General features: G+C 72.1%; 7 protein-coding genes and 1 riboswitch. Of the genes, 3 read left to right on the forward strand and 4 right to left on the reverse strand.

The features are described 5' to 3' along the window. Positions 1–1,214: 1,214 nt before the first annotated feature. Both obgE and proB read left to right on the forward strand, forming a co-directional pair. A complete protein-coding gene (obgE, locus tag IC63_RS15485; RefSeq protein WP_036722088.1) occupies positions 1,215–2,243 on the forward strand; it encodes a GTPase ObgE in 1,029 nt (342 codons plus the stop codon). Continuing rightward, positions 2,231–3,352, forward strand: coding sequence for a glutamate 5-kinase (gene proB / locus IC63_RS15490; RefSeq protein ID WP_036722090.1), 1,122 nt, complete (start codon positions 2,231–2,233; stop codon positions 3,350–3,352). Before obgE ends, proB begins: the two co-directional genes overlap by 13 nt. Positions 3,353–3,355: 3 nt before the next feature. Here the strand turns inward: proB and IC63_RS15495 are convergent, their stop codons facing one another. Further along, the gene (locus tag IC63_RS15495) at positions 3,356–3,589 is read right to left on the reverse strand and encodes a hypothetical protein (RefSeq protein WP_052042308.1); all 234 of its coding nucleotides are present in this window, start codon (positions 3,587–3,589) and stop codon (positions 3,356–3,358) included. 28 nt (positions 3,590–3,617) lie between these two features. Then, complete coding sequence (locus IC63_RS15500) at positions 3,618–4,484, reverse strand: NAD(P)-dependent oxidoreductase (RefSeq protein ID WP_036722093.1); 867 nt, start codon at positions 4,482–4,484, stop codon at positions 3,618–3,620. A 123-nt stretch (positions 4,485–4,607) separates the two neighbouring features. Between IC63_RS15500 and IC63_RS17100 the strand changes: the two genes are divergently transcribed. Then, positions 4,608–7,349, forward strand: coding sequence for a penicillin acylase family protein (locus IC63_RS17100; protein ID WP_198026347.1), 2,742 nt, complete (start codon positions 4,608–4,610; stop codon positions 7,347–7,349). Positions 7,350–7,383: 34 nt separating this feature from the next. Here IC63_RS17100 and metK read toward each other — a convergent pair whose 3' ends face one another. Then, positions 7,384–8,550, reverse strand: coding sequence for a methionine adenosyltransferase (metK, locus tag IC63_RS15510; protein WP_036722096.1), 1,167 nt, complete (start codon positions 8,548–8,550; stop codon positions 7,384–7,386). Positions 8,551–8,553: 3 nt separating this feature from the next. After that, a riboswitch (SAM-SAH riboswitch) is annotated at positions 8,554–8,605 on the reverse strand. Positions 8,606–8,637: 32 nt separating this feature from the next. Beyond that, positions 8,638–10,194 (reverse strand): apolipoprotein N-acyltransferase, encoded by a 1,557-nt coding sequence (gene lnt, locus IC63_RS15515; protein ID WP_036722099.1) that lies wholly within the window; start codon positions 10,192–10,194, stop codon positions 8,638–8,640. Between the last annotated feature and the right edge of the window lie 80 nt (positions 10,195–10,274).

The raw sequence follows: 10,274 nt of genomic DNA on the forward strand, positions 1-10,274 counted from the left end.
GATCGGCTATCGCCTGCCGTTTGCTGCGGCGGCGTAAGGATAGCTGCGGGGTAGAACTGAGGATGGGGGGGCAGTTCGCGACGCTGGCGACTCCTTCAGCATGGGGATGCGGGGCGATATTCGGTTGAAGTAGCCTGCCGAGGCGGGCGCGGAACACGCCTCAGACGGAACGAGGAGCAAGAGCGGGAGAGAGAAGCGGGCGAATGCGCCGTGCTGGTCTGAGGGACCGAGATCGCGCCGAAATCGGTACACGAGATCACTTCACCACCCGGATGCGCTGGCCCCAGGGCAAGGCTGGCGACAACTGTGAGTGCGTGGGTTACGTGATCACCAGCCCAACCGCGTGCCGCTGCTGGCCGCGCCGACGTCGCCGGCCGGCCTGACGCCGCGCTGGCAAGGCCGGCGCCGGCGACAGCTGCGTCGCCAGTTATGCGCTGGCCGCGGCCGCAGCGTCTCCCTCCCCGACGCGCTGGGACTGGCGGCGGCCGCCGCCCCGGTCACGGTGAGCGAGTTTGGTTGGCCGGTCCGACAGGGACTGGCGTCGCTTCCTTGCCTCTTGGCTCCCTCGCGGCGCCGTGGCTGCGAAATGGCGCTTTGCGGCTGACCGGGGATGTGCCGGGTCGCGGCGGTCGCGGCTCGCCGCAACCCGGCTCTCCCAGGCTCGGCGCGACGGCAGCAGGGCGCCGATCTCGCGGCGACATCATGACGGAAAGCCCGATGCCTCACCGGGGTAGCGGACCCGACGATCGCCTCAGGATCCATCCCGGTGCTCGGGCTGGCGGTTTGCCTCGGGGCAGCTTCGGCGACCGCGGTGGAAAGGTGCGTGCGTGGAGCCATCCGCTGCCGGGTGGCAGCCACGTTCCGTCACCGGCTCCTGCTTGGCTGCAACTGCCCCCGCCTGCCCGTCGTCGGACGGCTGCGCTGTGTCTCGGTCCCTGCTGGGCGTCACCCGGCGCATCGCAACTTCCCTCTCGGCTGGTCCCCCGGGGCCGCCGCGGGCGGGACGGAGCTCACGCGGGCGGATTCGCGGACCACCAACCCAAGCCTGACGCGGCGCAGTCGACGAGGGAAAATCCAACGTTCGGCCCCGCCACGGCCCTCCTGCGGCCCCGATGCTCCGCCGCTCCTGCGTGCCCACGCCCCCAACCCGCTTTCCCTTGAACGCGCCCCTGCAGCCGCGTATCCCTGCGCCCTGCACCCCGGAGACGCGCCCCATGAAATTCCTCGATCTCGCCAAGGTCTATATCCGTTCCGGCGGGGGCGGGGCCGGCTGCGTGTCGTTCCGGCGCGAGAAGTTCATCGAATACGGCGGGCCGGACGGCGGCGACGGCGGGCGTGGCGGGGATGTATGGGCAGAGGCGGTGGACGGGCTCAACACGCTCATCGACTTCCGCTATCAGCAGCATTTCTTCGCCAAGTCGGGCCAGCACGGCATGGGCAGCCAGATGACCGGGGCATCGGGCAGCGACATCGTGCTGAAGGTGCCGGCGGGAACCGAGATCCTCGACGAGGACCAGGAGACCGTCATCGCCGACCTGACCGAGCCGGGCCAGCGGGTGTTGCTGGCCAAGGGCGGCAACGGCGGATTCGGGAACCTGCACTTCAAGTCCTCGACCAACCGCGCGCCGCGTCATGCCAATCCGGGCCTGCCTGGGGTGGAACGGACGCTGTGGCTGCGGCTGAAGCTGATCGCCGATGCGGGGCTGGTCGGGCTGCCGAATGCGGGCAAGTCGACCTTTCTGGCCGCCGTCTCGAACGCCCGGCCCAAGATCGCCGATTACCCCTTTACCACGCTGGTCCCGAACCTGGGCGTGGTCGCCGTCGACGGGCATGAATTCGTCATGGCCGACATCCCCGGCCTGATCGAGGGCGCCAGCGAGGGGCGGGGGCTGGGCGACCAGTTCCTTGGCCACGTCGAGCGCAGCAACGTGCTGCTGCACCTGGTCGACGGCACCTCCGAGGACGTGGCCGCCGACGCCCGCACCATCCTGACCGAGCTTTACGCCTATTCTGCGATCCTCGCCGACAAGCCCCGGATCACGGTGCTGAACAAGATCGACGCGCTGGACGACGAGACGCTGGCCGAGCGCAAGGCCGCGCTGGAGGCCGAGATCGGCGGTCCGGTGATGACCATGTCCGGCGTCTCGCGCCAGGGCGTGACCGAGGTGCTGCGCGCGCTGTGGGTGCAGATCGCGCCGACCCGCGCGCGCGTCGTCACGGAAAAGACCGCGTGGCAGCCGTGACCCCCGACATCGCCACCGCGCGGCGGCTGGTGGTCAAGATCGGCAGCGCGCTGCTGGTCGGGCCGCAGGGGCTCAAGGCCGACTGGCTGCGCGGTCTGTGCGACGACGTGGCCGACTGGCGCCGCCGGCGGGGGGCGGACGTGGTGCTGGTGTCCTCAGGCTCGATCGCGCTGGGGCGGCGCGTGCTGGGTCTGCCCGGCGGCGCGCTGACGCTGGAACAGGCGCAGGCCGCCGCCGCCGTCGGCCAGATCCGGCTCGCCCGCGCCTATGAAGAGATGCTGGCCCCTCACGGCGTCACCACCGCGCAGGTGCTGGTGACGCTGGAGGATACCGAGAACCGCCGCCGCTATCTCAACAGCCGGGCCACGATGGAGACGCTGCTGGGCCTGGGCGTGGTGCCGATCGTGAACGAGAACGACACCGTGGCCACCGACGAGATCCGCTATGGCGACAACGATCGGCTGGCGGCGCAGATCGCGGTAACCTGCGGCGCCGATCAGCTGCTGCTGCTGTCCGACGTCGACGGGCTTTACACCGCCAACCCCAAGACCGACCCCGACGCCCGCCACCTGCCGGTGGTCGAGCACCTGACGCCCGAGGTCGAGGCGATGGGCGGCGATCCGGTCTCGGGCCTGTCCAAGGGCGGGATGAAGACCAAGCTGATGGCCGCCCGCACCGCGGTGTCCGGCGGTTGCGCGATGGCGATCGCCGAGGGCTCGGTGATCCGCCCGCTCTCGGCGGTGGCAGAGGGCGCGCGGGTGACCTGGTTCCTGCCCGAGGGCGACCCGCACGCGGCGCGCAAGCGTTGGATCGCGGCGATGAAGCCGCGGGGCGAGCTGGTGGTCGATGCCGGCGCCGCCCGCGCGCTGGCGGACGGCAAGTCGCTGCTGCCGGCGGGGGTCCGGCAGGTCAGCGGCCGCTTTCACCGCGGCGACCCGGTGACCATCCGCGGCCCCGAGGGCGCGGCGCTGGCGCAGGGCCTCGCGCGCTACGATTCCGCCGAGGCCGGCCGCATCGCCGGCCGGCGCAGCGACGAGATCGCGGCGGTGCTGGGCTATGCCGGCCGCGCCGCGCTGGTCCATCGAGACGACATGGCGGTGGTGCGCTAGGGCCTACAGCTTGCGCTCGTAAAGGTCGTGCGCGACCCGGCTGATGAAGGTCGCGAGGCCGCGATTGCCTCGCGCCCGCCGTGCCATCTCGTCAAGGTTGGGCTGCCCCGCGCTAAGCACGGTATAGCGATAGATGTCGCCGCCGACGAACGCCACGTCGATATGGGACGCCCCGATCCGGTAGGCGGCGACGCCCGAGCCCGCGCCGAGATATGCGGTGAATCCGCGGGGGATCATCCTTGCCCGGACCGGGACGCGCCGAGGCTCACCGCCGCAGCCGCGCGATCAGCGCCGAGGTGTCCCAGCGGCCGCCGCCCATGGCCTGCACCTCCTTGTAGAACTGGTCGACCAGCGCGGTGACCGGCAAGCTGGCGCCGGTTTCGTCGGCGGTGGCGAGGCAGATGCCCAGGTCCTTGCGCATCCAGTCCACGGCAAAGCCGAAGTCGAACTTGCCCTCAGCCATGGTCTTGTAGCGGTTCTGCATCTGCCAGCTGCCGGCGGCGCCCTGGCTGATCACCTCGACCACCTCGGGGATCGAGAGCCCCGCCTTTTCGGCAAAGCTGAGCGACTCGGCCAGGCCCTGCACCAGGCCCGCGATGGCGATCTGGTTGGCCATCTTGGTCAGCTGGCCGGCGCCCACGTCGCCCATCCGGCGGCAGATCTTGGCATAGGCGGCGATCACCGGCTCGGCGGCCGCATAGTCGGCCTCGGTGCCGCCGCACATCACCGACAGCTGGCCGTTCTCGGCCCCTGCCTGGCCGCCGGACACCGGCGCGTCGACGAAGCCCAGCCCCGCCTGATGGGCGACCGCCGCCAGTTCCCGCGTCACCCTGGCCGAAACGGTCGTGTGATCGACGAAGATCGCGCCCGGCGCCATGCCGGCAAAGGCCCCGTCCCGACCCAGGCAGACCTGCCGCAGGTCGTCGTCATTGCCCACGCAGGTCATGACGAACGCGGCCCCTTCGGCGGCCTCGCGCGGGGTGGGGGCGGCGCGGCCGCCGTGGCGGGCGACCCAGTCCGCGGCTTTCTGGCCGCTGCGGTTATAGACGGTGACGTCGTGGCCCGCGGCGGCCAGATGCCCGGCCATCGGAAAGCCCATCACGCCCAGTCCCAGAAATGCCACTTGCGCCATGCCGTTTCCCTTTTTGCCGCGTTGAAACCTGGCCTGTGCTGCCCTATCAGCCTTGGACATTCCATTGCCCGCGCGACCCGGTCAACCCGGTGCGCCGGTCCTTGCCGAGGACTTCCGCTGCCGATGCTGACGCTGTTTCGCTGGCTGGTCCGGCTGACCATCGGGTTGATCCTCGGGCTGGTCGCCACCGTCGCGCTGGTCTGGTATTTCGCAATCCGCTCGCTGCCCGACTATGACGCCACCGTCGATCTGGCCGGCATCGCCGAGCCGGTCGAGATCGTGCGCACGACCGAGGGCGTGCCCCATGTCCTCGCCCGGACCGACCACGACGCGTTCTTCGCGCTGGGCTTCGCGCACGCCCAGGACCGGCTGTTCCAGATGGTGGTGCTGCGCCGCGCCGCCCAGGGCCGGCTGGCCGAGATGTTCGGCGCCCGCGCCTTTGCCAGTGACGATCTGGCCCGGCGCATGGGTTTCTGGAAGAACGCCCAGCTGTCGCTGACCGCGCAGGACGAGCCGACGCGGGCGGCGCTGAGCGCCTATGCCGACGGGGTGAACGCCTGGGTCGAGCAGGTCAATGCCGGCGCGCGCGGCCGCGGGGCGCCCGAATTCTTCCTGCTGCCCGGCGACATCGCCTTCTGGCAGCCGGTGGATTCGCTCGCGATCCTGAAGCTGATCGCCGCCGGGACCAGCGACCAGGCCCGGGCCGAGGTGCAGCGCGCCCAGGTCTCGCTGGCCGCGCCCGAGCGGGCCGGCGACCTGGTCGGCGAACCGGGCGAGCCGGCGTTGCCGAGCTATGCGGCGCTGTTCGGCAAGGCGGCGCGGTTCAATCCGCGGGCCGAGGTGGTCCCTGAGGACCCGGCGGCGGCGCTGCTGGGCTATGTCGAGATCGGCCGCGGCGCCTCGGCCAACGCCTTTGCTGCGGCGGGCGAGCGGGCGGCCTCGGGCGCGCCGCTGCTGGCCAACGACCCGCATGTGGCGCTGACCGCGCCGGCGCTGTGGTATCTGGCCCGGATGGACCTGCGATCGGGCAGCGTGATCGGCGGCACCATCCCGGGCATTCCCGCGATCCTGTCGGGCCGCAATCCGGGGCTCGCCTGGGGGCTGACGCCGGCCTGGGTGGACGACCAGGACCTGGTGATGGAGGAGGTGCAGCCCGGCGCCCCGGACCGTTATCTTGGCGATGCGGGCTGGCGCGATTTCCAGACCAGCCAGCAGGTGATCCGGGTCCGCGGCGGCGAGGACCGCCGGATCACCCTGCGCGAATCCGAGGCCGGGCCGATCATCCCGCCGGCGCATCTGGGGCTGGCCGCGGTCACGCCCGCGGGGTCGGTCCCGGCGCTGCGCTGGACCGGGCTGTCGACCACCGACACCACGATGAGCGCGCTGGTCGGGCTGATGATGGCGCAGGATCGCGCAGCCGGTCAGCGGGCGGTGCGCGCGGTCGTGGCGCCGGCGGTGCAGGTGACGCTGGCCGATCAGGGCGGGGTGGCGCAGGTGCTGGCGGGCGACGTCCCGCTGCGCGCCGCGGGTCACCCGACGCAGGGCCGGATGCCCTCGCCCGGCCGCGATGCCGCCGCGCGGTGGGAGTCGATGATGGCCCCGGACGACGCCCGCCGGATCAGCGCCGCCACGCAGGGGATCGTGGCCGCGACCGGCGCGGGGGTGAGCGGGGGCGTCAAGGCGGCCGCTCCCGCAGGGGCGGCGGCGGCCAATGCCGGGACGACGGCTCCGGTTGCGGAGTTCCCCGGGGCGGCCGCTGCGCCAGCGCCTGCAGCCCCCGGGATGATCGTGGTGCCGGCGGCTGCGGCCCCGGCCGCGCCAGCCGCTGCCGTCGCTGCCGCGGCGCACGCGGCTGCGGCGCCAACAACCGACACCATGCCGCCTGCCTCGGCAACCGCCGCCCCCGCGGCCGCCGTTCCGACGACCGCCGCCGCTTCGTCACCAACCGCGGCCACCCCCGTCTCCGGCCACGACCCCGACGAACCCCTGCGCCTCGCGCGGCTGCAGCGCCTGCTGGCCGCGCGCGAGATCCACTCGCGCGACAGCTTCATCGACGCGCAGCTGGACACCGTCAGCCCGGCGGCGCGGGCGCTGCTGCCGCTGGTCGGGGCCGATCTGTGGTTCACCGGCGAGCCGGTCGCCCCCGGCACCCCCGAACGCCAGCGCCAGGACGCGCTGGCGCTGCTGGCGGAATGGGACGGCAACATGGGCGAGCACCTGCCCGAGCCGCTGATCTATTCCGCCTGGATGCGGCAGTTGCAGGACCGGCTGATCCACGACGAACTCGGCGCGCTGGCGGCGCGGATGGCGGACCGGCTGCGTCCCGCCTTCATCGACCGGGTGTTCCGCAATACCGGCGGCGCGGCGGTCTGGTGCGATATCGTCCAGTCGGCGCCGGTCGAGGATTGCGCCACCGTCGCCCGGCAGGCGCTGGACGCGGCGCTGGTCGACCTGACGGCCCGGTTCGGCCCCGACGTGGCCAGCTGGCGCTGGGGCGACGTCCACCAGGCCCGGCACGACCACCCGGCGCTGGGGCAGATGCCGATGCTGGGATGGGTAGTAAACCTTGTGCAGTCGATCTCGGGCGACGGGTCGAGCCTGGCGCGGTCGGCGAGCCTCAACGAGGGCGCCGATCCGTGGCGGGCGGTGTCCGGCGCCGGATTCCGCGGCGTCTATGACCTCGCCGATCCGGACAGCTCGGTGTTCATCATCTCGACCGGGCAGTCGGGGCACCCGCTGTCGCGGCATTACGACGATCTGGCCGAACTGTGGCGGCGCGGCGAATATATCGCCATGTCGCTGGACCCGACGCTGGCCCGGGCCGGGGCCAGCGGCGTGACCACGCTGCGCCCGGCGCAGAACTGAAAAGGCCCGCCGTGGAGGCGGGCCTTTCGGGTTCTCAGAGCGCCTTCTTCAGCGCGTCGACCAGATCGGTGCGTTCCCAGCTGAAGCCGCCATCGGCGTCGGGCTCGCGCCCGAAGTGGCCATAGGCAGCGGTGCGGCGATAGATCGGCCGGCACAGCTGCAGGTGGTCGCGGATGCCCTTGGGCGTCAGGTCCATGATCTCGCCCACGGCGCGTTCGATCTCGGCATCCGGGACCTCGCCGGTACCGAAGCTGTCGGCATAGATCGACAGCGGCTTGGCGACGCCGATCGCGTAGGACAGCTGGATCACGCAGCGGCGCGCGAGTCCCGCGGCGACGACGTTCTTGGCCAGATAGCGCGCCGCATAGGCGGCCGAACGGTCGACCTTGGTCGGGTCCTTGCCGGAAAACGCCCCGCCGCCATGCGGCGCCGCGCCGCCATAGGTGTCGACGATGATCTTGCGCCCGGTCAGCCCCGCATCCCCGTCCGGGCCGCCGATGACGAAGGTGCCGGTGGGGTTGACGTGCCAGACGGTGTTCTCGGTCAGCCAGCCCGAGGGCAGGACCTCGCGCACATAGGGTTCCACGATGGCGCGGATGTCGTCCGAGGTCTGGGTTTCGTTGTGATGCTGGTGGCTGACGACGATCTGGGTGACTTCGACCGGCTTGCCGTTCTCGTAGCGCACCGACAGCTGCGACTTGGCGTCAGGGCCCAGCGTCGGTTCCTTGCCCGACTTCCGCGCCTCGGCGAGGCGGCGCAGGATAGCGTGGGAATACTGGATCGGGGCCGGCATCAGCTCGGGCGTCTCGTCCACGGCATAGCCGAACATGATCCCCTGGTCGCCGGCGCCGTCCTTGTCCACGCCCTGCGCGATATGGGCCGACTGCTGGTGCAGAAAGTTCATCACGTGGCAGGTGTTCCAGTGGAACTTCTCCTGCTCATAGCCGATGTCCCTGATGACCTCGCGGGCGATTTCGGGAAGCCGGCCCATCGTCGAGGTCAGGCGGGCCTTGTCCTTCAGCCCGATTTCGCCGCCGATGACGACCATGCCCGAGGTGGCGAAAGTCTCGCACGCCACGCGGGCCTGCTCCTCCTCGGTCAGCAGCGCGTCCAGCACCGCGTCCGAGATCTGGTCGCACAGCTTGTCGGGATGCCCCTCCGAGACCGACTCGGAGGTGAAGATGTAGTTCTGACGGGACATAAGTGCTCCATTGGGTTCAGGGCCGCGCCACGCCAGGAAGCCGTTGTGGGGGCCGTCCGGGGCACCTACGCCAGCGCCCCTGTGGCGTCAATGCAGCCCGTGCCGATCCGGCGCCCCGACGTGACGGCGCCGCCGCACCAGCAGCGCTGCGGCGGCCGCGGCCAGCAACGCCAGCATCGGCAGGTCGCCCCAGCGCCACCACAAAGTCGCCGGCAGCGCGCCGGGCAGGCGGGCGTCCAGCACGCCGCTGTCGCCCAGGGGCAGGGTGGCGCGGACATGGCCGCGCGCGTCGATCGCGGCCGAGACGCCGGTGTTGGCCGCGCGCAGCAGCGGCAGGCCGGTCTGGATCGCCCGCAGCCGCGCCTGCGCAAGATGCTGATAGGGGCCCGACCAGGTCCCGAACCAGGCATCGTTGGTGACCTGCAGCAGCCATGCCGGCCGCTCGCCCCCGCGGGCGAGGTCGCGTTCGAAGATCGTCTCGTAGCAGATCATCGGCTGCACCGGGGGCAGCCCGGCGATGTTAAGCACCTGGGGGCCGGGGCCGGGGGTATAGCCGTTGCCCTGCCGCGCGGCGAAGGCGCCGATGCCGAAGCGCGCCAGCGCGTCGCCCCAAGGGATGTATTCGCCGAAGGGGACGAGGTGGAACTTGTCATAGACCGCGCCGATGCGGGCGTCGGCGGTGATCTCGGCCAGGCTGTTGAACCAGGCGAGCCCCTCGCCGCGCTGGATCCCGGCCAGCACCGGCGCGCCGGCTGCAGCGGAGATGTCGGGCAGCATCGGGGCGGCGTCGTTCAGCAGGAACGGCACCGCGGTTTCCGGCCAGACCACGGCCGCGGGGCGGTCGGCGCCCAGCCGGGGATCGACCGGCAGGGCCGACAGCTCGACGAGGCGACGATAGAAGACAGGGGCCCATTCCGGGCTCCATTTCAGGGTCTGGTCGGCATCGGGCTGGACCAGCCGCACGACAAAGCTTGTGTCCGGTGGCAGCGGCGCGGCAAGGCGCGCGAGCCCCGCGAACCACGCCGCGGCGATCAGCATCGCGGCCAGCACCGCGCCGCGGCGAAAGCCTTGCAAGCCCGCGGCAGGCCGCCAGCACCACCCCGGCAGGGCAGCAGCGGAAAGGGTCAGCGCCGACAGGATCAGCGCCCCGCCCCAGGCCGAAATCTGCGCCACCGGCGTGGCGATCCAGACATGGCCGGTCAGCGCCCAAGGAAAGCCGGTGAAAATCCAGCCGCGCAGCCAGTCCGACAGCACCAGGCCCAGCGCGAGCGCCAGCACCCGGCCGCGGCGGTCGTGCCCCAGGTGCCAGCCCGCCCAGGCCGGGACGGCCCAGAACAGCCCGCCGCCGAGCGCCATCAGGATCAGCGCAAAGGGCGACATCCAGCCGTAGATCTCGGCCTCGACCAGGAACGGCTGGGTGATCCAGAACAGCGCGAGGGCGAAATATCCCGCCCCCGCGGTCAGGGCGCGCAAGGCGGCGGCGCGGGCCGATGGCGCGCCCGCGACGCGCCACAGCAGCACCGCGAGCGCCAGCACCGTGGCCGGCCACAGCCCCCAGGGCGCCTGGCCGGTCGCGGCGACCCCCCCGGTCAGCAGGTCGAGCGCCAGACGCCGCCGGGGCGGGGCCGGGGGGTGCCGGGGCATGCCGGCGGGGGGCCCCCGCCGGCCCGGGGGGGCCCGCGCGGGCGGACGCGTGGGGCGGGGGCTGCGGCCACGCACCGCCG

Origin of the sequence: Paracoccus sphaerophysae, from assembly GCF_000763805.1 — a bacterium.
Classification (GTDB): Bacteria; Pseudomonadota; Alphaproteobacteria; order Rhodobacterales; family Rhodobacteraceae; genus Paracoccus; species Paracoccus sphaerophysae.